Raw genomic sequence first — 22,920 nt, 5'->3', positions numbered from 1 at the left:
ATTTATTCCTTGATATTAAAATTCAATAGTCTAAAAGCGCCTTTAGGTATTTTTTAAATTAATTCAAGACCTTTATTGGCAAATATACTTGTGCACTTAAACCGCCTTCTGGGCGGTTTTCTAGCTTTACTTTACCGTCGTGCATATCAACAATGCGTTTAATAATAGCAAGGCCTAAACCACTGCCTTCACTTCCGCGAGCTGCATCGCCTTGTTTAAAGGGCTCAAACACAGACTCTAGTTCGTTTTCAGGAATGCCGGGGCCATTATCGTTTACAGCGATAACTACATACTTTTTGTTTGAATTAAAGTAGCTAAGTACTTCAATATCGCCCTCAGAATAACGCAGTGCATTACCAATCATATTGGTAATTACACGCTTAATAGCCACAGAGCTTAACGGTATATTGCCTATATTTGGATTACTTTTAAACGTAATAGTACGTTGATGCTGAAGCTCAGAATTGACAACCTCGGCAACTAAAGCATTGATATCTTCGCAACTTAGTTCTTCACGTTTATGGTGGCGTAGATACTCAATAAACTGATCAATAATCCCGTTCATGTCTTCTATATCGTAAATAATACCTTCACGAAGATAATCATCTTCATCAACCATCATTTCGGTGGCTAAACGAATACGCGTAAGCGGCGTACGTAAATCATGAGATACACCGGCCATTAGTAAACGGCGGTCGTTTTCAAGTGCGGCAATTCCGCGCGACATTTGGTTAAACGCGCGCGTTACTTCTATTACTTCTGTTGAGCCTTGTTCTTCTAACTTGGTAGAAAAGTCGCCTTTGCCTACTTTTACTGCGGCTTGTTGCAAAGCTTTTAAAGGCCTATTGAGGTGCCTTGCAAACAGCCATCCACCCAGCACACTCAAAAATCCAATACTTGATAAGTAAAAAGTCAAAAACTCTAAGTTATTCTCTTTAAAGCCTTTAAGCGGTACTTTTACCCAATAACCTGGCGCTTGCGGTGCTTCAACCCAATAAATCAACGGATCAGTTTGGCTAATACGTACACGAGAATAACCACCAAGTTGCTCAGTCATGCTGCGCGATAGCATAGAATATTCGCGGCTTTGCCCAAGCCCTTGGCGCATTGCTTCGCGCTGCGTCATGACTTCAATGCCGGTAATTTCAAAAAACTTTGCAGATACTTCGTCGTTTATTTCAACGCCATCTTCCCAGTCAATGAATACTGTTTTAATTTGCTTAGCAAGCATCAAGTTAACTTGCTCAATGGTTGGTTTTACAACATAAAAACTAACCGTAACATAAGACACTATTTGATTTATGAGCAGCAGAGCCGCCACTAAAAAAACAGTTTGTCCAAAAGCACTGCGCGGAAACATGCCCATAAATATTACTTTTCACCGTCGGGAACAAACACATACCCCAAACCCCAAACGGTTTGAATATATCGTGGATTGGCAGCATCTACTTCGATCATGCGACGAAGTCTCGACACTTGCACATCAATGCTTCGCTCAAGCGCACTGTAATCGCGGCCACGCGCTAAGTTCATTAGCTTATCGCGGCTAAGTGGCTCACGTGGATGCGAAACAAGCGCTTTAAGCACTGCAAACTCACCACTGGTAAGCGATATTGTTTTATCCCCTTCACTCATTTCGCGCGTTGCTAAATTAAGCGTAAATTTACCAAAAGCGATTAAGTTTTCTTCAGCAGCAGGTGCGCCTGGCACTTCTTTTGCGCGGCGACGTAAAATGGCTTTTATGCGAGCAAGTAGCTCTCGTGGATTAAATGGTTTTGGAATGTAATCGTCAGCGCCAAGTTCAAGGCCAATAATGCGATCTACTTCGTCGCCCTTTGCAGTAAGCATAACAATAGGAATTTCATTTTCTTTTTGGCGTAGACGGCGGCAAATAGATAAGCCATCCTCGCCTGGGAGCATTAAATCGAGAACCATTAAGTGAAAGTTTTCTCGCTCTAGGAGTCTATCCATTTGCTCCGAGTTTCCTGCGGTTCTAACAATAAAGCCTTGCTCTACTAAATAACGTTCAAGCAAACTGCGTAAGCGCATATCGTCATCAACAACTAATACTTTTGTGGTTTCGTGTCCCATAATCTCTTTCTTATTTTTATATCCAATTACTAGTTAATATAAATGAAAAACTTAATAATCAAAAACTAATTACTTGCTTAGATTGTTACTGAACATTTCAAAGCTTACTTACTCGTACTTTATTACATTTTACGCTCGACAAGTTTTGGCAAATTTAATAACGTGCACACCATTAGAGCTAATAAAGAATTCACCATGAAAACAAATTTAGTTACCCGCGAAGGTTACTTACAATTACAACAAGAACACGACCAACTATGGAACGTTAAACGCCCAGAAGTAACAAAAATAGTAAGCTGGGCAGCCAGCCTCGGAGATCGCTCTGAGAACGCAGACTATCAGTACAACAAGCGTTTGCTACGCCAAATTGACCGTCGTGTACGCTATTTACGCAAACGCATACCTGATTTAAAAATCATCGACTACTCTCCCGCTCAAGATGGAAAAGTGTTTTTTGGTGCATGGGTCGAAATTGAAAACGAAGAAGGTGAAACTAAAAAATTCAGAATTGTCGGACCTGATGAAATTTACGACCGAAAAGACTACATATCGATAGACTCACCTATGGCGCGGGCGCTGATTAAAAAACAAGTAGATGACGATTTTGAGGTACCTACTCCTCAGGGTAAAAAACAGTGGTATGTAAACAGTATCGATTACCAAAAAAAGAAATAAAAAGTTTTGATTCAGATCATGTTAACTTTTGATTGTGTAAATTAAACCAATAAGCTATAACTGAATTATTCAAGTTGATTTGTTTAATTTGAAAGCAGTTAATTAAGGTCGTGGTTATGTCAAACATAGTACAGCGCATATTAAATAATGCCGTATTGTTTGCACTTTTAATGAGTGTAAGTTTGACGCTGCATGCCAGTAACACTGAAGTAAACCTTGATAACGCTAAACTATCTAATCACTTTATTGCTTGTGACATTCCTGACCAAGCAAACCTCGATTTTGACGTAGACTCTCACGTTAATACTATTACCTTTAGGTCGCCTCAACCACTTCCTAATGTCGTAGATTCTTTTTATAAGAGCACCAACCTAAACAGACCTTTTAGCACTGCGTACCAACGCGGACCACCTAGCTATTTAATTTAATTCATTATTTTACAACTTAATTAAATTTTATAACTACTAAGGTGACTACTATGTCTAACTTTAAAGAATTACATACTCAAAATGTTTCTCACGGCGTTATTGCAAGCACATTTGCAGATGACCAACCTTTGATTGATTTATCATCTCCAGCACTAAAAATGGTAAATAACTTTACTCAAAAAACGCCCATTCGCGCAGAGCATACAACAACGATTACAGATGCACTTAAACAAGTTAGTGCACAACAATCTGATTTTGTTTTAGTAACCGACGAGAACCAAAAATTGATTGGTCTTGTTTCTAGCGCCGATTTACAAAGCTCTAAAATTACTATTATTGCAGAGCGTTTAAATACCCCACGAAGTGAAGTAAGCTTGCGCGATATTATGACGCCAATTAGCCGACTTACAGGTGTAAGCATGCAAAGTTTAAGCTATGCATGTATTGGTGATGCGCTGCAAACAATGGAGCATCAAGGTGTAATGTTTTTATTAGTAACAACAGCAAGTAGCGAAATTTGTGGTTTAATTTCAGCTCGCCAAATAGCTAAAACATTACATATTCCACTACATATTAGCCCTATTGCTCACTCTTTCAGTGAAGTATTAGAAAACATTGAGCATCCTCACTAGGGCGCTCTTTTAGTTGAATTGATTTACTCCCCTCCCAACCATCTTAAAGCAAGTGAAATAGCTTGCTTTAAGAGCTTTTTATTACTACCTCCTGTGATATTATTCAAGCAATTAACGGCGCCAGTAACACGCTTCTGGTCTTATTTTATTGTATAAAAAGGTTTTTGCATGAGCGATATCTCTGCACGTTTAGCCGGTGAGTTAAACGCACAGCAGCAACAGGTTGTTGCAGCTACAAAATTACTTGATGAAGGCGCAACTGTTCCTTTTATTGCCCGCTACAGAAAAGAAGTTACCGGCGGCCTAGACGACACCCAATTACGCCTTTTAGAGCAGCGTTTATCGTATTTACGTGAACTAGAAGAGCGCCGTAGTTTTATTTTATCGACCATCGAATCGCAAAATAAATTAACGCCAGAGCTAAGTGCCGATATAACTAATGCACAAAGTAAAACTGAACTTGAAGATTTATACCTACCTTACAAAGCTAAGCGCCGTACTAAAGGCCAAATAGCAATTGAAGCAGGTTTAGAGCCACTTGCAGATGCACTATTTAAAGATGCTAACCTTGACCCAGAGCAACAAGCAGATCAATTTGTAAGTGCTGAAAAAGGCTTTGCAGATACAAAAGCTGTACTCGAAGGCGCTAAATTTATCTTGATGGAGCGCTTTGCTGAAGACGCAAAATTACTTGCTAAATTTAGAAGTCACATAAGCCAAAACGGCGCAATTGAAAGCACTGTAATTAAAGGCCAAGAGCAAGCGGGTGCAAAATACCGTGACTACTTTGAGCATCAAGAACTTCTCAAAAAAGTACCTTCTCACCGCGCGCTTGCTATGCTTAGAGCCCGAAATGAAGGTGTACTTCAGTTAAATGTTAATCCAGAGCCTAGCGCTGAAAATTCAGCGCAACTATGTGCCAACATGATTGCTGACCATTACCGTTTAGATATTAAATATAAAGCGGCAAGTCCTTGGTTATTAAACGTTGTGCAATGGGCGTGGAAAATTAAGTTAGGATTACACCTAGAGAATGAATTTTTTGCAGCAATGCGCGAAAAAGCAGAAGCTGGTGCAATCGACGTATTTGCTAAAAACTTAAAAGATTTATTAATGGCAGCACCTGCAGGCCCCCGTACTACTTTAGGTCTTGATCCAGGCCTTCGTACTGGCTGTAAGATTGCCGTTGTTGATAGCACAGGTAAATTACTAGCTACACAAACTATTTTCCCTCATGCACCACAAAATCATTGGGATAAATCAGTGCGTACGTTAGAGCAACTTTGTCGTCAGCATAAAGTTGAGCTAATTGCGATTGGTAACGGTACTGCATCACGCGAATCAGATAAGTTGGTTGCTGAGCTTATGAAAGCAAACAGCGAACTTAAGCTTAGTAAAATTATGGTTAGCGAAGCGGGTGCATCGGTTTACTCAGCTTCTGAATTTGCAGCTAATGAATTCCCAGATTTAGATGTTTCTATACGAGGGGCTGTCTCTATTGCGCGCCGCCTTCAAGATCCTCTTGCTGAACTTGTTAAAATTGAGCCAAAATCAATTGGTGTTGGCCAATACCAACACGATGTATCGCAAAGCCAATTAGGCCAAAGCCTTATTTCAGTAGTTGAAGACTGTGTAAACTCAGTAGGCGTAGATTTAAACATGGCATCGGTACCGCTACTTACACGCGTATCTGGTTTAAACAAAACATTAGCGCAAAATATCGTTAATTATCGCGATGCTAACGGCACATTTACTAAACGTAGTGAGCTTAAAAAGGTTGAGCGTTTAGGGCCAAAAGCATTTGAACAAGCGGCTGGTTTTTTACGTATTAACAATGGTAGCGATCCTCTAGATAACTCATCAGTTCACCCTGAAGCTTATCCTGTTGTTAAACGTATTTGTGAACGCAATAGCGTCGATGTCAGTAACCTAATTGGTAACAGCGACTTTTTAACTAAACTTGCTGCTAACGATTACACTGACGAAAAGTTTGGCTTACCAACCGTTACCGACATTATTACTGAGCTTGATAAACCAGGCCGAGATCCTCGTCCTGAATTTAAAACAGCTGAGTTTAAAGCCGGTGTTGAAAAAATTAGTGACCTAAAACCAGGTATGATTTTAGAAGGCGTGGTTTCAAACGTTGCTAATTTTGGTGCGTTTGTTGATGTAGGTGTTCACCAAGATGGTTTAGTGCATATTTCAGCAATCACGAATAAATTTATATCAGATCCGCGTGAAGTTGTTAAAGCTGGTGATATTGTAAAGGTTAAAGTTGTTGAAGTAGACGCTGCACGTAAACGTATAAGCTTTACTATGCGCTTAGATGACGACATTGACACAAGTAATAAGTCAGCAGCGCCAGCTACGCAAAAACCACAAGCACGTGCTAATAATTCGCAACTTCGCGCTGCAAAGCCTAAACGTGACAACGGTAATGCGTTAATGGGTAATGCATTTGCCGATGCGTTCGCTAATGCTAAAGTGAAAAAATAATAGTTGTACAGCTAAGCTAAAACGAAAAAAACCGCGTAAGCGGTTTTTTTGTGGTTATGTTTTGCTAAATTATTAACTTAACGCTGAAAAACTACTTTGGCTCGCTGGCGATGTAGCCATTTGATAAAAGTTAGCAATACGCCCCGCCCGTGCCTCAACATCGGCATCACGTGTTTGCTCATCACTTTTAGCTGTTTTTGTATCGTTGCTTTCATCGCTAGAGAATGAAGCTTCAAGCTTACTTTTTGCGTCTTCGTCGTCTTCTTTTTCAGGTTGTGCAAGCTCAGCCTGAGCCGCTGCTAGCTTTTGCGTAGCATCTGCAGCAATAGAGCGATCAGCTCCCGAAGGCTCTGCAGGCGCTAATGCGGCAGCGCGTACCGTTTGCATTTTGTCTATAGTCGCTTGCGGATCATTGGGAACTTCAGATACATCTATTTGTACTTCTCCGCCAACTGCGTAGTTAGTACCATCTGGGCCACGTTGATACTCATAGCTTGGCGAGCCAGCATGTTGCCCACCTACAGAAGCGTGCGCTTGCTCGTGTATTCGTACTTCAGTATCTCGTGCTTTTAGCTCTGTAATTTGTTGTTGTTCTTGTTCTAATTGCAGCTCTTCTTGCTCAGATTCTTTTTTCTCAATTGCTTCACTTTCTTCCTCAGAGCCCTCAGGGTTTTCTGAGTTTCCATCGCGCTGCTGAACTGACTTTTCGTCTGCTATTTTTCCCGTTGCGTTATACGTCGCACCATCGCTACTGCCTGGTAATTTTGCTTTTTCAGAATCACTTTGCGCTTTGGTTTCTGTATTGCTTGCGCTACTAGATGCGGGAGCAGGAATAACTTCGCGTAGTTGGTTGTCACGCCGTGCAGTTTCCGTATAAACATTTGCAGTGTTTATATTGATAGACGGAAATGGCGTGACAATATTCATAATACTAAACTTTAATATCGATTAACGTGCCAAGTACATCATCGGCCGTTTGAATTGATTGCGTATTTGCCTTGGCATTAAACTCTTCAACTTTTAAGTTAACAAGCGCTTCATCAACACGAGCTGGCTGTGCTACAGGTGCAGTAATAGCTTCTTCAGGGCGTGCTGCTGTAAGCTGACGTTGCTGCGCTAATTGTGCGTCATCTTGCTGTTCTATACTGGCACGGTTAATCTCAGCACTGGCCTTTTCAATACCTTGGCTAGCTCGATTAAACCCTTCTACACCACTATTAAATACAGATCCGATTGGCATATTAAAACCTCCACCAAATAAACATTGTTTAATTATCGCTCAGGTTCTGCTCAAAATAAAGCTTTAAACAGCGCTATTATTAGCTCTATTTTAAAGCATTGATTTAACGACAGATAAAAACTCACTTTTATGAGAAATAAATGGCGCGTGCGACGCTTTATCTAGCACCTCGTATTCAAATTCAGTATTTAGTACTGACATTTCACTAATTGCTTTATAAGGCACTAAGGCATCAAGTCGGCCAAATACTCCTTTGATAGGTACTGGGCAATGAGCAAATAAATCACGTAAATCGTCGTTTTGTAAAATATCTAAACCAGCACTCAGGGCGTCGCTTTGTGGTGCGCTGTACTGATTTAGTAATTGTTTAAGCAGCTTTATATCATCACGCGCCGACTCGCTACCCATCGCTTGAATAGCTAAAAAGCGCTCTATTGTTTTTTCTCGATGATTAACTAACTGCTCTTTAAACTGCGCCAATACATTCGCTTTTATTCCGGGCCAATTATCTGCCTCCGCAAAGAAAGGAGTCGATGCAATTAAAATAACTTTTGATACTTTTTCAGGCCAATGCTTAGCAATATAAAGTGCAAACAATCCACCTAACGACCACCCCATTAAAATGCTCTTCGGCTTTAATTGCTTACTTAAAGTTTCTGCTGCATCATGCAAAGTATAAGGGCTTGGGCAAACATGGCTATTACCAAACCCAGGTAGGTCAAGGCTACGTACACTTCCTGAATATAAAAACTCAAGTTCTGGCTGTACTAACTGCCATACGCCCTGATTCATTCCCCAACCATGTAATAACACTAACTCATTTTGCATATTTGCCTAACCTTTACCAAACTTAGGCTCATCATAACGTTTAAAAAGGCGATTGCAATGCAAGGAGCGAGTCAGTGAAGCAAGCCATTTTAAATTGGTTATTTCCCTCTTATTGCGTGCAATGTCAAAATACGATTACGACCTCTTTAGGGCTTTGTGATTATTGCCTTGAAGATTTACCATTGTTTGATTTTAGTAAGCATAAGAATTTACTGCATCGACCCGATATTGTTGAGATGTTTCCTAATTGCGAGTTTGATAAATTATTTGCCTGTGCTTTTTATCAACCTCCCTTTGAACATTGGCTTAAAAGGCTAAAATTTAATAATCAAATTCATTATAAAAAGGCATTGCAGCAAGTTATACAAAAACAATTAACGCAGTTTTTTGAGCAAAGCCCTACTTTGCCAGATACCTTTATTATTTTACCTCTTCATAAAAGCCGATTCATTACTCGCGGGTTTAATCAGGTAAGCCAAGTTTGGCAACCATGTTTAGCTAATTACGCATCAGTGAGTAACGTACTTATTCGCAATAAAAAAACACAAGCTCAGTCGGAGCTATCTAAAGCAAAGCGTATTAAAAACTTAAAAAATGCCTTTATTTGTACAGAGGATATGGGCGGTAAAACAGTCGCTATTGTTGATGATGTGATGACGACAGGGGCAACATTAAACGCAGCTACTAGTGCACTAAAACAAGCAGGCGCTAAACAAGTGTGGGCTTTTACAACTTGCTTAACGCCTATTTAATTATTAAAAAGTATTATACCAATCCGCAATAATACTTAATCATTTTACGGGGCTAAACGTGTCGCTACCTGAGTTAAAAAATTCTCATTTACGACTGCATGGATGCAGAAGGTAGAGCAATGCAGGAGCAATTGCCGAGAACAACTAAATAGCGAATTTTTTGCCTAGCTATCAACACGTTTTTCCAGCCTCAAAATAGATCACTTAATTTAAGCGAATTAGTATTATTCGCCATTTGCACGAAACGTATGGCCAAAAAATAAAGCGTTGCTTAGTAGTCGACTAGTCCCATACCAGTAACCTCTAAATACAGGGTCATCGGTCATGCCTATTACTGTACCTCGTCCGTATGAGTGAGCAATTAAGCCTGCGCCGCCAGCAACTTGCTCAACATTAACGGCATCGGTAAAGCCTGCCAATAATGGATTTTTAGTGTAGGTAAGTACATTTACGAACGGAGCATCGGAAGCTTCTAGCAACCAAGTACTGTTTTTGAATACGGGCAATGTATTACGCTTAAGTGAAAATGTAAGCGGATGAGTTAAATCTACATTAGTATTAAAAATAGCACCTGCAATGCGTTGACGTCCTGCTAAATGATCTTTATCGCCATAACTTAAATCTGTCGTTTTAAATGCACTTGCTACATCTTGTCGTGATAGATAGCTTGCTTTGAGTAATTGCTGATCAGCTAAAAATTTAGCGCCGCCTTTGTGACCCCAAATAACGCCGCCTTTTCTTACCCAGCTTTTAATAGCCACTTTGTCGGCATCAGATAAGCTATTGTAATTGCCATGAGCAAGCACAATATGACTGTAGTCACTTAACTCGAGTGAACTAAAGCGATTCATTTCAACAATTGTTGGTGCAACACCTACAAAGCGATCTAGGTAATACCACACTTCGCCGACTTCGTACTGGCTTGCGCCTTGCCCGCCAATAAGCAGTGCTTTTGGAGCACTAACAACCGCCATTGATCGCGACCCTAAATCGGCTCCTTTGCTTGTTAAACCTGATGTAATAGGTTTGATTGCAATACCAAACTCATTTTGTGCTTTATTTAGCAAGGTAATCCAATCTGTATTTGTTTGTAGTCCAGCCGGTATAATAATACTTCCAGGTTTAAAATTAATTTCTCCTGATGTTGATTTAGCCGTTAATGCTTTTAGCGCTACACGTGCTTTTATACCTTGCTGTAATAAGCTATTTAACATTTTAGGTGCTAAATAATCATCCCACGAAAAACCAAATGCGTAACCTTCGGTGAGTGAAGAAAATGATGGGGTTGCTACTTTTTCCCATGCTTTATCAGCAACCTTTAATCCCCAACTACTTTTAACTTTAGAAAATGGCAAATTAAACGCATGCGCTAATGTCCAGCCAGATACATCGTAAAAAGTATTATCGGCAAAGTTTTTTTGCTCACTAAAAATCGCTTTTACCAAACGATATTGTGGTTGTGCTAATGGTACAAAATAGCTATGTGTACTGAAATTCTTACCATCTGCTTTTAATGATTTAGTAAGTGGGTAAGCGTTAATTTGATGCTGCTTTAACAATTCTAAAAAGTGCATAATACGGGTGTTGTCGCTTGCACCTTCAACAACATAACCTTCAAAGCTTTCATCGCTGGCTAAATCAGTAGCTTGATTGTAAAACTTAGCCTGGTAATCAAGTAATGCTTGGCGGTTATCAACTGCTGCCTTAAAGGTAGATAAACTCGTTAACAGTTGATTTTTAATAGTGAAAGGAAAGCTCAAAGGTCCATTTATGGTGTCTTGAATATGTCCGCGAGAACTTGCTTGTTCAAATAAAATGCCTATGCCGCCATTTACATCTGGGTAAGTTGAGCCTTTCCCATAGTAAAAATCGTCAAAGCTTTCTTCTGTAAAATAAAGTGCATTGTTTTCATCTAAGGTTTTTGCATGATAGTTGGCAATTGTCTTTGTTAAGGTAACATTTTCATCAGGTGTTATAGGGTGCTTACGACTTGGAATACCTGGTTGAAAAAAGTAACTGCTGTTTGGACCCATCTCATGAAAGTCAGTTAAAATATTTGGTTTCCACTGATGAAATTTAGCAATACGTGCACGCGATTCAGGATGCTGTAGCAGTAGCCAATCGCGATTTAAATCAAACCAATAGTGGTTAGTACGGCTGCTAGGCCAGTTTTCAACATGCTCACGGGTTTTAGGGTCACTTGATAAATTCATGCCTCGGTTACTGTTGGCCCAATTAGCAAAACGAGCAAGCCCGTCAGGATTAAGTGAAGGGTCGAGTAAAATAACCGTGTTATTTAATAGCTCATCTATTTCAGTACCTTGTGCAGCAGCTAAATAATAAGCCACCAGCAATGATGAGTTACTACCTGATGACTCATTACCATGAACACTGTACCCCATCCATACAACGGCAGGATCGTCTTGTGCTTTACTACTGTTATTACTTAAGCGTGCTAAGTGAGCTTGGCGTGTCTGCTCTATGCTTGATAACTTATCAGCAGCAGTAATTGTTAGCATTACTAACGGGCGTTGTTCATGCGTGCGGCCAATCACCTCAAAATTTATACGGTCGCTTTTATCAGCAAGTATTTCCATATAACGTACGAGCTGATCGTGTCTCACGTGCCACTCTCCTACTTCGTAACCGAGTACTTGCTCAGGAGTAGGAATTGAAGGGTCAAATTTTACATCTTGTTCAAAATAATACGAAAGTGGCTTAGCTACACTTGAAAAGCTAAGCAACACCACCATTAATGTTAATACCAAACGCATATAAATCACTCAAAAAATGTTCGTTGTTTGCACGCTACCATTGCTTAAAATAGATGCCAACTTTTTACGCTCAACACTAGCCGCAACACGATGAGCGGAGTATGATACGCAGTATCCGAGTAATTTAGTCAAGTATAGATGGTTTTATGATTTCTATTTCCGAAACAGCGCAAGCGCATTTTGCTAAACTATTAGCAGATCAATCACAACAAACCAATATTCGTGTGTTTGTTGTAAACCCTGGTTCATCACAAGCGGAATGTGGTGTGTCTTATTGTCCAGAAGACGCTGTAGAAGCGAGCGATATTCGCCTAAACTTTAACGGTTTTGATGCCGTTGTAGATGCAGAAAGTGCTCCATTTTTAGAAGAAGCTGAAATCGATTTTGTTACCGACAAAATGGGTACTCAGTTAACGCTAAAAGCACCAAATGCAAAGGCGCGTAAAATAGGTAACGATGCATCGTTAAACGAACGTGTACAGCACATGCTAGAAACTGAAGTAAATCCACAACTTGCTAACCACGGTGGTCAAGTAAGCCTTGTTGAAATTACAGCTGCAGGTATAGCTATACTTCAGTTTGGTGGTGGTTGTAACGGTTGTTCTATGATCGATGTAACGCTAAAAGAAGGCATTGAAAAAGAAATGATAGCTAAGTTTGAAGAAATCACCGGTGTTGCTGATATAACAGAGCACGAAGCGGGCGATCACTCTTACTATTAGGCCTTCTAAATGCTAAAGCAGCTTATTTATCGCTTAGGGAGCAACCCTAAGCTGAGCTTAAAGCGCTTTTTTCGCGGCTTAGCACTGTTTGTGCTAGCCGTGATATTCATATCTATTGGGTATTACACTCACTACAGCTTACAAATAATTGGCGTTATAATTTTACTCCCCGCATTATTTTTTGCCGGTTGGGGCTACTGCGGTATTTTTGCTAATCGTTTTTCACAAGTTTTAAAAGATATGGGCCCTAAACACCACGACCCCGATCTCTGGAAATAAACCATTTATTTATACCAACCTCCATATATATTTGGGCAATTTATCGAATTAAATCACTCTATAACGTTGTTAAAAATTTTTTATTTAGAACAACTAGATACAAAAATTTTTGCCTAGTTCTAGCGCAATTTCCTTATCGTTAAATAGACCCCATATATAAGCAGATTAGTATTAGTTTAATCCAGTAGCTGATTATTTATTTTTAAGTGGTGATATTTAATTATTAATGTAACCCCGCGCATTAACATAAAACAGCTCATAGCCAGCCATAACCCGTTATTTTGCAAGTCTATAAACACCCAAAACACACCAAAAAAGCCAACTCCAGCTGAAAGTATCATACTGTTACGCATGTTCTTTGCTCGCGTAAGCCCTACAAAAACACCATCAAACAAAAAGCAACTCATGGCCAAAATAGGCAACACTATTAGCCATGGTAAATAGTGTGTTGCCTCTTGAATAACCTCTGGCACATTGGTTAAAAGCTTGATTATACCGCTGCCGAATAATGCAAAAAAAGCGCTATATAAGACGCCAAAAAGCATGCCCCAAAATACACTTATTTTAACCCAAAGCTCTATATTTTTAACGCTTCCTTGGCCTTTAGCTTGCCCTACTTTTGCCTCAGACGCGTAAGCAACGCCATCAAGAGCAAAACTCACCAACATTAGAAAGTTAAGTAAAACAGCATTAGCAGCTAATGTGGTTTCGCCTATACGCGCTGCGTAAAACGTCATAAAACTAAAGCATAATTGCAGTATTAAAGAGCGAATAAATATATCTCTATTCAAACTCAATAATTCAGCCATTTTGCTAATACTCAACCAATTCGGTACATTTAGATCAATGTCTTGTTTTTTAGCTAGTTTAACCACTAAAAACAGTGCAAATACTAAAGCCGTATAATCAGCAATAAGTGAAGCCCACGCAGCGCCTGCAACTGCCCAATCTAAATAAACAACAAAATAAATATCGAGTACTATATTAACGATATTAGTGACGAGTAATAAATAAAATGGGCCTCGACCATAATGCACACCAAGCATCCAACCCAGTAACACTAAATTACACAATGCTGCTGGAGCACTAAAAATACGAATGCTAAAATACTGATACGCTTGGATAAGTACATCGCTATTGGCGGCGGAGAGGTAAGCAATAGCGTGCTTTATTAATGGGGATAACACAATTAATAGCACAGCCACTGCGCTTGCAAGCAATAAGCTTCGTTTAAGTAGAGCTGCAAGTTGGGTTAAATCGTTTTTTCCATATGCTTGTGCCACGAGCCCCGTGGTGCTCATTCTTAAAAAACCAGCCAGCCAAAATAAAATAGATATAACTGCAGAGCCAAGGGCAATACCCGCTAAGTAATGAGCGCTTCCTAAGTGCCCAATTACAGCGGTATCAACAATTCCTAACAACGGCACTGTGATATTTGATAGTATCATCGGACCCGCTAACAACAGCAAGCTTTTATGGTGTGCCTTATTATGTATAAGAAATTGTTTCATTTAGTATTATTTATCCTCATTAGTGTATCTGTGCGGGCTCAAGCAGCCGTTATTTTACAGTATCATCATGTTAGTGAAACCCTACCCGCTGTAACGAGCGTTAGCGCCAATACATTCACTAAACATTTGAGCTATTTAAAAGAGCACAACTTTAACGTTATTCCTCTTAATGAGTTAATAAGCGCACTTCAGCAAGGTGAAACCTTACCTGATAAAACTGTCGCCATCACCTTTGATGATGGTTATAACAATAACTATGAACAAGCCGCGCCTATTTTAGAAAAGTTTGGCTACCCGTACACTATCTTTGTAAATCCTAAATTAATAGACGAGAGCATGAGCTACGTAATGGGGTGGGATAAGCTCAAAGAATTATCTAAAAAAGGGGCATTAATAGCCAATCATAGCGGACAACATGATTACTTACACCTTAAGCTTGAAAACGAAACCGATGCACAATGGCAATCACGTATTAAGCAAGATATTATTAGCTCTCAAAAGCGTATAAAAGAAGAAATAGGCCACGACTATAAATACTTAGCATACCCGTATGGTGAGTTTAATAACGAGCTGCAAGCACTTGTGACAGAGCTTGGTTTTGTGGGTATTGGTCAGCACTCCGGCGCTGTAAATAAAGACTCTAATTTTAGCCGCTTACCGCGTTTTCCTGCATCAGGCTTTTACAGCAAACTAGAAACTCTTATTACTAAGCTTAACTCACGCGCGTTTAATATCACCAATTTAACTTATCAAGATAGCGTTACACAACAAAATCCACCCACGCTCACAATTGAATTTAAAATGGGTGACTTTCATAAAAGCCAATTTGCCTGTTACGTATCAAGCGTAGGCCAAGCAGATTTAAAATGGGTAAATAAAAATACAGTCGAAATAACCTCACCAAAGGTGCTTAATAAAGGGCGATCTCGTTTTAATTGTACGGCCCCTTCTATTTCTAGCCCTGGTGATTATTTTTGGTTTTCGCAGCCTTGGGTAATTGAAGCGCCTAAACCTTAACTGCCTGATGTAATAGTCGCTGGGTTATTTTATCCAGCGCAACTATCTCGTCCGTTGCATTTAACTCAGCGGCAGCCTTAGGCATACCCCATACCACCGATGAGTACTCATCTTGAGCCAAGGTATACGCACCGTTTTGTTTTAGTGCAAGTAATCCTTTTGCGCCATCACTCCCCATCCCTGTTAGTATGGCTGCAACTACGTTTTTAGCTCCTGTCTCAACTAATGAGTTAAACAGCACATCTACCGCAGGTTTATGTCTGTTAACCGGCTCGCCATCATCAAGCTGGCAATACAAGCTAACACCTCGCTTTTTAATACTTAAATGAAAACCACCTGGTGCTATATAAGCCCAGCCAGTGCTAAGCTTATCGCCATGTTCAGCCTCTTTCACATTTATCGTGCATGTACGATTCATTCGCTCAGCAAATGAGGCGCTAAACACAGGAGGAATATGCTGAGTAATTACAATGGGCGGGCAATTTTGTGGCATTTTAATAAGTACTTCTTTGATAGCCTCAGTACCACCCGTTGAAGCACCTATCGCAATTACTTTATTAAGTAAAAATTCAGAATGGGTATTAATAGGCTCATTTTTGACGACCGTTTTTTTATAGCTTCTTACTCTTGCTCCAGCAGCTATTCGCACCTTTTGTTGAACAAGTGATGCATATTGGCTCAATTGCTCTCTTACGTTATTAGTAGGCTTAGCTATAAAATCAACAGCCCCTAATTCGAGTGCCTCGAGTGTAATAGGAGAGCCTTTTTGGGTCAGTGTTGAAATCATCACTACTGGCATTGGTCTTAATCGCATTAAGTTTTTTAAAAAACTAATGCCATCCATTTTTGGCATTTCTACGTCGAGCGTTAATACATCAGGATTTAACTTTTTTATCATTTCGCGAGCTTCGTAGGGATCCTCAGCGCTCCCCACTACCGTAATATCTTTAGCTTGCTGTAATATTTCAGTGAGTAAACGCCTAATTAAGGGGGAGTCGTCAATTATTAATACTTTAATCATGCATACTCCTAAAACAGCTCTATATCAGTTACTACTTCTTGCTTTTTAAGGTTTTGTAAGTAACGGACTTCGCGTTTTTCAATCGTATTATTATGTAGGTTTTTAAGTTTTTTCATATGAACTTTACCGGTGTTCGGATGAAAAAATATTTTTCGTGGCCATGGTCCACCCATATCGTGGGCAACTAGATTTAATGCCTCTTCTTTAATATACGCCGCTGCAAAACTAATATTACCCAGCCCTATATCAGTCATCGCACTAATAATTTTACCCCCACCAAAAAGTTTTACTTTTAGGTTACGGCGAGATGCACCATTTTTTAAAACTTCGTTTATAAGATACTCCATAGCCCAATTGCCATACCGACAACTTAAACTATGCGCATTCTTAAGTTCTACTCCCTTTTGAATTGGTAACATAAAGTGATTCATGCCCCCAATCCCTAGTACTTCATCGTAAACACAAGCCGCAATACACGAACCCAGAACTGTAGAGATCAGCTCATTATTTTTAGAAACATAAAACTCACCCGGAAGCACTTTAGCAACAACGCTACCTCGGCCCGAGTCCCAATATCGTTTAATATGTTCAAAGTTAGGTAATACCGGCCTAAACTCTGCGTGCATTTTGTCCCTTTTGGTACATAGTTTTCCCTAAATTTTTAAATTGCGTATGCTCTTTTCCCATACTTTCTGAGTGACCTAAAAACAAATAACCTTGTTCATTTAATATATTGGCGTAACGTTTAAAAAGCTGATCTTTTGTTTCTTTATCAAAGTAAATAACAACATTACGACATAAAATAAGATCAAATGATCCTTTCATTGGCCAATCTTGCAATAAGTTTAAACGCTTGAATGAAATAGACTCTTTTAGCCTATCTTTAACTTTATAGTTTTCACCGTCTTTACTTTTTAAAAACCAACGCTTAAGTTGCACGTCATCTAAGCCGTTAACATTCGCTGCGGTGTAAATACCCTTTTGTGCTTTTGCCAATACATTAGAATCTAAATCGGTTGCTAGTATTTTTACATCCCAATTGCTCGGAAATGCATTATTTAAAGTCATCGCCAAACTGTAGGGTTCTTCTCCTGTTGAGCAACCTGCAGACCAGACTCTTACTCGCTTACTATTTTTATTTGCCTTTAAGAGAGCAGGTACAAGCTCAGATTTTATAAATTCAAAGTGGTGTATTTCACGAAAAAAAGACGTTAAGTTAGTTGTTATTGCATTAATAAAGGCATCAAACTCCTGATCTTTATGGCTATTTAAATACTCTAAATAGGCTTTAAAGTCAGTTAGTTTTCGCTCTCTAATACGTCTTGCTAAGCGTGAATAAACCATCTCTCGCTTATGCTCACCTAATACAATTCCACATGCGCTATAAACTAAACTGGCAATTTCTTTAAAGTCGCGGTCGGTACACAAAAACTCTTTCATTGTTCGCTCTCAATTTAGCCTGCCAAATAATACCTCGCTGTGATTATGTATTCAGCGAGGTATATAAGAAGATTGGTTGTTAAAATTCTTCCCATTCATCAGCAGAGTCTACAAAGTTATCGCCTCTGGGTTTATTACTTACAAAACTGCTTTGCGACTTATGAGATAATTTAGGTGTGCGCATAGTCGGCGAAATCATCGCCATCTCTTGCTGACCTATTGAGAAAAAGTTGAGTAGTTGGCGCATCTCATTAGCTTGCTCAGCCATAGACTCGCCAGCGGCAGAGGCTTGCTCTACTAAGGCGGCATTTTGTTGCGTCATTTCGTCCATTTGTGAGATAGCGGTATTAACTTGTTCAATACCCGCACTTTGTTCTTCAGATGCCTCTGTAATATCAGAAATCATTTGCGTCACTCTTTGTACCGATACAACAATCTCTTTAAGTGTAGCGCCCGACTCATTAACTAATTGAGAGCCATCAGCTACTTTGCCTACACTATCTCTTATTAACTCTTTAATTTCTTTCGCTGCGCCTGCAGAGCGCTGTGCTAAATTACGCACTTCACCTGCAACAACCGCAAAGCCTCGACCTTGTTCACCAGCCCTTGCAGCCTCTACTGCAGCATTAAGCGCTAATAAGTTAGTTTGAAATGCTATTTCGTCAATGACACCAATAATATCTGCAATTTTCTTGCTCGACTCATTAATTGCCGACATGCTCGTAACTGCTCTATTTACAACCTCACCACCTTGAATCGCCTTTTCGCATGTTTCTTCTGCTAAATCGTTTGCCACTTTTGCGTTATCAGCATTTTGGCGAACGGTGCTAGTCATCTCTTCCATGCTCGACGCTGTTTCTTCAAGTGACGAGGCTTGCTCTTCTGTACGTTGGCTTAAATCAGCATTACCTTGAGAGATTTCCTCTGCACCACTGGCTACAAGCGTTGCCGATGAATTAATGCGATTAATCACTTCCGTTAACTTATCTGCCGTAGCATTAGCATCGCGTTTGAGTTTATCAAATGAGCCTTTATATTCTTTTTCAACTCGTTTTGATAAATCACCATTTGCCATCGCATCGAGCATACTGCCCGTGTCAGCAACTGCATCATCAACTATTTTAACTAAGCTATTTAGCCCTTGAGCCAAACGTAAAAAGAATCCTTCCTTGCCTTCTTCCGCGACTCTTGTATCTAATTCGCCATTACCTGCAGCGCTAATAAGTTCGGCTATTTCTTTTTCAAGCGCAACCTCATTGGTCCTATCTTCCCACTCAACAATGGTGCCTAAATGCTTTCCATCTTGGCTAATCCAAGGTGAAGCAATCAAGGTGAAAGTGACACCCGCTAAAAGTAATTCGGCTTTATGAGGCTTATCGAGATTTTTTAATAAATCGCGCTGATGATTAGGGTGCTTATGAAAATCATCAACACAGGTGCCAATTAAATTATCAACAGAAAAGCTTGGTAATACAGTTTGTAATTCTTTTTCGCGGACTTTTAGCATTTGCTGAACACGATCGTTCACAAATACTATATTAAGGTCTTCATCAGCAATCATTACGTTCGCTTGGCAAACTTTAAGCGCATTTGCTAAATCGGCTGCTTTGCGAGATGCTTTTTCAAGCTCTTTTTGTTCAGTAATATCAGATGCGTATTTAATCACTTTAAACGGCTTGCCGTTCATATCATAAATTGGGTTATAAGATGCTTGAATCCAAACCTCCTGACCCTGCTTCCCTATTCTTAAATATTCCCCTGAATCAAATTCACCACGACCTAGTTTGGCCCAAAATTCTTTATATTCGATACTATTTGCATGTTCGGGTTCAATAAAAAGCCTATGGTGCTGACCTTTAATCTCGCTAAGTTGATAACCAAGTGCATTTAAAAAGTTATCATTGGCATCAATAATAGTGCCATCTAAATTAAACTCGATAACCGCTTGAGATTTACTTATAGCACTAATTTGCCCTGAGGCTTCTGCTGCTATTAACTTTTGCTCGGTCACGTCGGTGGCAAATTTAACTACTTTTAATACTTGCCCTTGCTCATCAACAATTGGGTTATAAGTTGCTTGGATCCATACCTCAGCTCCACCTTTTGCATTACGCTTAAACTCATCTGAGATAAACTCGCCATTACGCAGGCGTTGCCAAAAGTTCTTATAATCGTTGCCCTGAGCTTCATCTGGGTCAACAAACATAGAGTGATGCTGGCCTTGAACCTCTTCAAGACGATAGCCCATCGCGTTTAGAAAATTCATATTTGCAGTAATTATTTTTCCGTTAGGTTCAAACTCAATCACCGCTAATGATTTATTCAATGCGTCTACAATTAAATCATTACTTGATTTTGACTGCTTTGGATTACTAAACCATCCCATGCTCATCACCACCTTTAAGTTTATTATTCATTTAGTTTCTATTTGCTAAATATTCATTGTTTTTTGCAGGTCAATTAGCGCTACCATTTTTTCACCAACATTCACCAACCCAGCTACATATTCACAATTATTCGACTCAGATAAACTAGGAACCGCTTTCGCATCTTGCTCCGCAATACTGTAAACATCAGAAACGGCATCAACAGCAACACCTATAATTTTACTACCTAGTTCAAATTCGATTTTAACAACGATAACCACCGTTAATGGCCCATAGTCGACACTTGGTAATCCAAAGCGCAACCGTAAATCAATAATTGGCACTATTGTTCCACGTAAATTAATAACGCCTTTTACAAATTCAGGCGCATTGGGCAGTACTGTAATTTCTTCCCAACTGCGAATTTCTTGTACTGTTAAAATATCAACGCCGTATTCTTCATCAGCCATAATAAAAGTTAAAAACTGTTTTACACCTTGCTGTTGCTGAAGATTTAATTGATTACTTAACTGGCTTTGCTCTGAGCTCATAACGCCTCCAAAGTGGCTTGCGTTTCAATCGTTAATTCTTGGCTACCTGGTTTTTTTAAACCTGAGAGCTTTATTAAGCCGCTAATGTCCACAATCAGCGATACACGCCCATCGCCTAAAATAGTGGCTCCCGATACGCCATCCACCTTATGGTAGTTTGCCTCTAAACTTTTAATAACAACCTGTTGTTGAGACAGTAAATCATCAACTAATAAACCCACCTTTTGGTTATCTGTTTCTACAACAACAAGCAGCGTTTTATCGAGTGATTCAATGGCATTTTTATGATTAAAAATATCGTAGAGCCTTAAAATAGGAATGTATTCGTCCCGAAGCCTCAATACATCAAGGCTTTTACCGACTCGACTCACTTTAGCAATATCAATTTGCAGAGATTCCACAATAGAAATGAGCGGGATAATATAAGTATGCTGAGCCACCTTAACTAATTGCCCATCTAAAATAGCGAGAGTAAGTGGTAATCTAATAGTAAACGTAGAACCAACACCGGCCGCTGAGGTTACTTCTACTGAGCCATTTAATGATTGAATATTTCGCTTAACTACATCCATCCCAACTCCACGACCAGATAAGTCACTTACCTCATCTACTGTCGAAAAGCCGGGCATAAAAATAAGCTCATTTATTTCATCGTCACTGAGATGGTTATCAGCTGAAATTAATTCGTTAGTGATGGCTTTTTCTTTTATTTTTTTTGTATTTAACCCCTGCCCATCATCCATTATTTCAATAACAATGTTTCCACCCTGATGAAATGCATTTAAGGTTACTGTGCCAACGGGATCTTTACCTGCCGCCAGTCTTTGCTCAACAGTTTCTAATCCATGATCAAGTGAGTTCCTCACTAAATGCACCATAGGATCGGATATTTTTTCCATTACTGTTTTATCAAGCTCGGTTTGCTCTCCAATCAACTTTAGCTCAACTTGCTTATTTAGTTTTTGCGCTATATCTCGCACTAATCGAGGAAAACGACTAAATACAAAGTTTATTGGCAGCATACGAATGCGCATCACATTTTCTTGTAAATCACGCGTATTATGGGCAAGTTGCGCTAGACCTTCTTGTAGTAAAGTGATTGTGGCTGGTGTGATTTCTTGTTCGCTAAGTTGATTGAGCATAGCTTGTGTAATAACAAGTTCACCTACCATATTTATTAACGAATCAACTTTATCAATACCAACTCGAATGGAGGTAGACTCTGGTGTACTTGCAGGTTTTTTATCTTTATTAGCAGCGGGTTGCTTTGGCTTACTAGGTAGCTCAGCTACTTTTATTAAATCGGATGTTTCAAGCTCAACAGCTTTAGATATCTCACCTTGATTAGGTTGTATTTGCTCATCATTGCCAAATAAGCCTCCGCATAATTCAATTTTTATGTCGGCATCGTCTTCTACCCATTCAAATACTTCTTTTATGGCTTTTTCATCATGGCTAGTATCTAAAAAAAAGCGCCAATGTAAAAAGCATTCATCACTACTTAAATCGGTGATTTCTGGAACTTCATCGTAAAATACTGTGGTTTCTAACTCACCTAGCTCTTCAAGCTCACTGATCATATACAGTGGCTCGTTTCCTGTTTTAAATAAATGATGATGGGGTTTAAAGTCTATTTGATAGGTGTTACTACTTGTTTGCTCTTCACAGCTTTGAGGTTTATTCTCTTGTGTTTCGTTTTTCATTCCAAGTACATGTTCAAATTGTACTTTTAACAAATCTGCCTCAGTTAAATCTGGCTCTTGCTCACCTTGAAGTGCAGCAAGTAAAGCGCGCAAGCAATCCACAGCTTTGAGTAATAAATTGACATGCTCGGTACTAAGCTCTCGTTCACCTTGGCGAATTTGATCCAGTAGTGTTTCAAGTACATGAGTAAAGTCAGCAACGGAGCTAAAGCCAAAAGTGCCACTGCCTCCTTTTATTGAGTGAGCAGCTCTAAAAATAGTGTTGATAGTTTCTAAATCTTCCTCACCTGGCACTAAGTTTAATAGCTCAGCCTCCATGGTATCTAGGCCTTCAAAACTCTCTTCAAAGAAAACTTCAAAAAATTGACTTAAATCTATACTCACACTGCGCTCC

The 22,920-nt window shown here is 39.5% G+C and carries 21 protein-coding genes; 8 read left to right on the top strand and 13 right to left on the bottom strand.

The window, feature by feature from the left end:
• Positions 1–58 precede the first annotated feature (58 nt).
• Entirely contained in the window at positions 59–1,366 is a 1,308-nt protein-coding gene (gene envZ, locus GQR52_RS16050; protein WP_024594283.1) for a two-component system sensor histidine kinase EnvZ, read from the bottom strand.
• 5 nt (positions 1,367–1,371) lie between these two features.
• Entirely contained in the window at positions 1,372–2,091 is a 720-nt protein-coding gene (gene ompR / locus GQR52_RS16045; protein WP_002959552.1) for a two-component system response regulator OmpR, read from the bottom strand.
• Between the two features lie 195 nt (positions 2,092–2,286).
• Here ompR and greB point away from each other — a divergent pair, with 195 nt between their 5' ends.
• The 4 genes from greB to GQR52_RS16025 all read left to right on the top strand — a co-directional run bounded on the left by greB (position 2,287) and on the right by GQR52_RS16025 (position 6,322).
• A complete protein-coding gene (gene greB / locus GQR52_RS16040) occupies positions 2,287–2,766 on the top strand; it encodes a transcription elongation factor GreB (RefSeq protein WP_165729079.1) in 480 nt (159 codons plus the stop codon).
• A gap of 116 nt (positions 2,767–2,882) precedes the next feature.
• The gene (locus GQR52_RS16035; protein ID WP_007584977.1) at positions 2,883–3,194 is read left to right on the top strand and encodes a hypothetical protein; all 312 of its coding nucleotides are present in this window, start codon (positions 2,883–2,885) and stop codon (positions 3,192–3,194) included.
• A gap of 50 nt (positions 3,195–3,244) precedes the next feature.
• Complete coding sequence (locus GQR52_RS16030; RefSeq protein ID WP_165729078.1) at positions 3,245–3,826, top strand: CBS domain-containing protein; 582 nt, start codon at positions 3,245–3,247, stop codon at positions 3,824–3,826.
• 168 nt (positions 3,827–3,994) lie between these two features.
• Complete coding sequence (locus GQR52_RS16025) at positions 3,995–6,322, top strand: Tex family protein (RefSeq protein ID WP_165729077.1); 2,328 nt, start codon at positions 3,995–3,997, stop codon at positions 6,320–6,322.
• A gap of 72 nt (positions 6,323–6,394) precedes the next feature.
• Here the strand turns inward: GQR52_RS16025 and GQR52_RS16020 are convergent, their stop codons facing one another.
• The 3 genes from GQR52_RS16020 to bioH form a co-directional block, all read right to left on the bottom strand.
• Entirely contained in the window at positions 6,395–7,249 is an 855-nt protein-coding gene (locus GQR52_RS16020; RefSeq protein ID WP_165729076.1) for a putative metalloprotease CJM1_0395 family protein, read from the bottom strand.
• A 4-nt stretch (positions 7,250–7,253) separates the two neighbouring features.
• On the bottom strand, positions 7,254–7,562 hold the full coding sequence (locus GQR52_RS16015; protein ID WP_007584971.1) for a hypothetical protein: 309 nt from the start codon (positions 7,560–7,562) through the stop codon (positions 7,254–7,256).
• 90 nt (positions 7,563–7,652) lie between these two features.
• The gene (bioH, locus tag GQR52_RS16010) at positions 7,653–8,390 is read right to left on the bottom strand and encodes a pimeloyl-ACP methyl ester esterase BioH (RefSeq protein WP_024594288.1); all 738 of its coding nucleotides are present in this window, start codon (positions 8,388–8,390) and stop codon (positions 7,653–7,655) included.
• 74 nt (positions 8,391–8,464) lie between these two features.
• Here bioH and GQR52_RS16005 point away from each other — a divergent pair, with 74 nt between their 5' ends.
• The gene (locus tag GQR52_RS16005) at positions 8,465–9,142 is read left to right on the top strand and encodes a ComF family protein (protein ID WP_010554946.1); all 678 of its coding nucleotides are present in this window, start codon (positions 8,465–8,467) and stop codon (positions 9,140–9,142) included.
• Between the two features lie 224 nt (positions 9,143–9,366).
• Here GQR52_RS16005 and GQR52_RS16000 read toward each other — a convergent pair whose 3' ends face one another.
• On the bottom strand, positions 9,367–11,916 hold the full coding sequence (locus GQR52_RS16000) for a M14 family zinc carboxypeptidase (RefSeq protein ID WP_165729075.1): 2,550 nt from the start codon (positions 11,914–11,916) through the stop codon (positions 9,367–9,369).
• Positions 11,917–12,062: 146 nt separating this feature from the next.
• On the opposite strand from GQR52_RS16000, the gene nfuA reads away from it, so the two are divergent.
• Together nfuA and GQR52_RS15990 are read left to right on the top strand one after the other, a co-directional pair.
• Positions 12,063–12,638 (top strand): Fe-S biogenesis protein NfuA, encoded by a 576-nt coding sequence (gene nfuA, locus GQR52_RS15995; RefSeq protein WP_007584966.1) that lies wholly within the window; start codon positions 12,063–12,065, stop codon positions 12,636–12,638.
• Between the two features lie 9 nt (positions 12,639–12,647).
• Positions 12,648–12,917: a hypothetical protein gene (locus tag GQR52_RS15990; RefSeq protein WP_002959572.1), complete on the top strand. Its 270-nt coding sequence runs from the start codon at positions 12,648–12,650 to the stop codon at positions 12,915–12,917.
• Positions 12,918–13,093: 176 nt separating this feature from the next.
• Here the strand turns inward: GQR52_RS15990 and GQR52_RS15985 are convergent, their stop codons facing one another.
• On the bottom strand, positions 13,094–14,365 hold the full coding sequence (locus tag GQR52_RS15985) for an MATE family efflux transporter (protein WP_024591683.1): 1,272 nt from the start codon (positions 14,363–14,365) through the stop codon (positions 13,094–13,096).
• A gap of 42 nt (positions 14,366–14,407) precedes the next feature.
• On the opposite strand from GQR52_RS15985, the gene GQR52_RS15980 reads away from it, so the two are divergent.
• On the top strand, positions 14,408–15,445 hold the full coding sequence (locus GQR52_RS15980; protein ID WP_165729074.1) for a polysaccharide deacetylase family protein: 1,038 nt from the start codon (positions 14,408–14,410) through the stop codon (positions 15,443–15,445).
• Here GQR52_RS15980 and GQR52_RS15975 read toward each other — a convergent pair.
• The 6 genes from GQR52_RS15975 to GQR52_RS15950 all read right to left on the bottom strand — a co-directional run bounded on the left by GQR52_RS15975 (position 15,435) and on the right by GQR52_RS15950 (position 22,910).
• A complete protein-coding gene (locus tag GQR52_RS15975; protein ID WP_165729073.1) occupies positions 15,435–16,466 on the bottom strand; it encodes a chemotaxis response regulator protein-glutamate methylesterase in 1,032 nt (343 codons plus the stop codon). The two genes, GQR52_RS15980 and GQR52_RS15975, sit on opposite strands and share 11 nt — an antisense overlap.
• Before the next feature lie 8 nt (positions 16,467–16,474).
• The gene (cheD, locus tag GQR52_RS15970) at positions 16,475–17,092 is read right to left on the bottom strand and encodes a chemoreceptor glutamine deamidase CheD (RefSeq protein WP_007584962.1); all 618 of its coding nucleotides are present in this window, start codon (positions 17,090–17,092) and stop codon (positions 16,475–16,477) included.
• Positions 17,076–17,906, bottom strand: a complete 831-nt coding sequence (locus GQR52_RS15965; RefSeq protein ID WP_165729072.1) for a protein-glutamate O-methyltransferase CheR — start codon at positions 17,904–17,906, stop codon at positions 17,076–17,078. Before GQR52_RS15965 ends, cheD begins: the two co-directional genes overlap by 17 nt.
• A 79-nt stretch (positions 17,907–17,985) precedes the next feature.
• On the bottom strand, positions 17,986–20,292 hold the full coding sequence (locus GQR52_RS15960) for a methyl-accepting chemotaxis protein (RefSeq protein WP_010554953.1): 2,307 nt from the start codon (positions 20,290–20,292) through the stop codon (positions 17,986–17,988).
• A 45-nt stretch (positions 20,293–20,337) separates the two neighbouring features.
• Positions 20,338–20,823 carry a chemotaxis protein CheW gene (locus GQR52_RS15955; RefSeq protein ID WP_007584959.1) on the bottom strand — a complete coding sequence of 162 codons (486 nt, stop codon included), beginning with the start codon at positions 20,821–20,823 and terminating at the stop codon, positions 20,338–20,340.
• Complete coding sequence (locus GQR52_RS15950) at positions 20,820–22,910, bottom strand: chemotaxis protein CheA (protein WP_165729071.1); 2,091 nt, start codon at positions 22,908–22,910, stop codon at positions 20,820–20,822. The genes GQR52_RS15955 and GQR52_RS15950 overlap by 4 nt, the downstream gene beginning before the upstream one ends.
• Positions 22,911–22,920 lie beyond the last annotated feature (10 nt).

This window comes from Pseudoalteromonas sp. 31A1, assembly GCF_011378815.1.
Lineage (GTDB): Bacteria > Pseudomonadota > Gammaproteobacteria > Enterobacterales > Alteromonadaceae > Pseudoalteromonas > Pseudoalteromonas arctica.
Note: the sequence above shows the minus strand (reverse complement) of the source record. Positions and strands in the feature narration are given on the sequence as shown.

Excerpts from the sequence above, each read along its gene's own strand:
- envZ (WP_024594283.1), bottom strand. The coding sequence starts at position 1,366 with ATGGGCATGTTTCCGCGCAGTGCTTTTGGACAAACTGTTTTTTTAGTG.
- ompR (WP_002959552.1), bottom strand. The coding sequence starts at position 2,091 with ATGGGACACGAAACCACAAAAGTATTAGTTGTTGATGACGATATGCGC.
- greB (WP_165729079.1), top strand. The coding sequence starts at position 2,287 with ATGAAAACAAATTTAGTTACCCGCGAAGGTTACTTACAATTACAACAA.
- GQR52_RS16035 (WP_007584977.1), top strand. The coding sequence starts at position 2,883 with ATGTCAAACATAGTACAGCGCATATTAAATAATGCCGTATTGTTTGCA.
- GQR52_RS16030 (WP_165729078.1), top strand. The coding sequence starts at position 3,245 with ATGTCTAACTTTAAAGAATTACATACTCAAAATGTTTCTCACGGCGTT.
- GQR52_RS16025 (WP_165729077.1), top strand. The coding sequence starts at position 3,995 with ATGAGCGATATCTCTGCACGTTTAGCCGGTGAGTTAAACGCACAGCAG.
- GQR52_RS16020 (WP_165729076.1), bottom strand. The coding sequence starts at position 7,249 with ATGAATATTGTCACGCCATTTCCGTCTATCAATATAAACACTGCAAAT.
- GQR52_RS16015 (WP_007584971.1), bottom strand. The coding sequence starts at position 7,562 with ATGCCAATCGGATCTGTATTTAATAGTGGTGTAGAAGGGTTTAATCGA.
- bioH (WP_024594288.1), bottom strand. The coding sequence starts at position 8,390 with ATGCAAAATGAGTTAGTGTTATTACATGGTTGGGGAATGAATCAGGGC.
- GQR52_RS16000 (WP_165729075.1), bottom strand. The coding sequence starts at position 11,916 with ATGCGTTTGGTATTAACATTAATGGTGGTGTTGCTTAGCTTTTCAAGT.
- nfuA (WP_007584966.1), top strand. The coding sequence starts at position 12,063 with ATGATTTCTATTTCCGAAACAGCGCAAGCGCATTTTGCTAAACTATTA.
- GQR52_RS15990 (WP_002959572.1), top strand. The coding sequence starts at position 12,648 with ATGCTAAAGCAGCTTATTTATCGCTTAGGGAGCAACCCTAAGCTGAGC.
- GQR52_RS15985 (WP_024591683.1), bottom strand. The coding sequence starts at position 14,365 with ATGATACTATCAAATATCACAGTGCCGTTGTTAGGAATTGTTGATACC.
- GQR52_RS15980 (WP_165729074.1), top strand. The coding sequence starts at position 14,408 with ATGTATAAGAAATTGTTTCATTTAGTATTATTTATCCTCATTAGTGTA.
- GQR52_RS15975 (WP_165729073.1), bottom strand. The coding sequence starts at position 16,466 with ATGATTAAAGTATTAATAATTGACGACTCCCCCTTAATTAGGCGTTTA.
- cheD (WP_007584962.1), bottom strand. The coding sequence starts at position 17,092 with ATGCACGCAGAGTTTAGGCCGGTATTACCTAACTTTGAACATATTAAA.
- GQR52_RS15965 (WP_165729072.1), bottom strand. The coding sequence starts at position 17,906 with ATGAAAGAGTTTTTGTGTACCGACCGCGACTTTAAAGAAATTGCCAGT.
- GQR52_RS15960 (WP_010554953.1), bottom strand. The coding sequence starts at position 20,292 with ATGGGATGGTTTAGTAATCCAAAGCAGTCAAAATCAAGTAATGATTTA.
- GQR52_RS15955 (WP_007584959.1), bottom strand. The coding sequence starts at position 20,823 with ATGAGCTCAGAGCAAAGCCAGTTAAGTAATCAATTAAATCTTCAGCAA.